The sequence below is a fragment of the Dietzia sp. DQ11-44 genome, assembly GCF_014145205.1.
GTDB classification, from domain to species: Bacteria; Actinomycetota; Actinomycetes; order Mycobacteriales; family Mycobacteriaceae; genus Dietzia; species Dietzia natronolimnaea.
Window position 1 is genome coordinate 1 of record NZ_JAALEC010000666.1, and the last position, 356, is coordinate 356.

Genomic DNA, 356 nt, shown 5'->3' on the forward strand with positions numbered 1-356 from the left:
GAGCGTTCCGCACGCATTCCCCGAGAGGGTGTGTGCGGAACGCTCTTCTCGATGGGTCGGGCCCGCGGGGGCCCGAGATCGGGTCCGGCTGGCGGCGGGGTCGGGTCGGGCTAGAGGCGCACGGGGTAGTCCCGCTGCTCGATGTCCGGGGTGATGCGGCCCTCCACGAAGATGCCGTGCCAGATCATGAAGCACAGCATCGTCCAGATCCGGCGGCTGTGGTCGGACTCGCCACGGCGGTGCTCGTCGAGCATGCGCATCACGGCGGCCTTGTCCACGAACTCGTCGGTGCCCGAGGCCAGGACCTGCGCCCGCGCCCAGTCGTGCAGCTCCGGTCCGGCCAGCCAGTGGCGGGA

1 protein-coding gene is annotated in these 356 nt (G+C 71.1%); it reads right to left on the bottom strand.

Annotated elements, in window-relative coordinates; all coding sequences use genetic code 11:
* Positions 1-110: 110 nt before the first annotated feature.
* The coding region (locus G6018_RS15260) for an asparagine synthase-related protein (RefSeq protein ID WP_241732151.1) at positions 111-356 on the bottom strand (246 nt) is incomplete at its 5' end.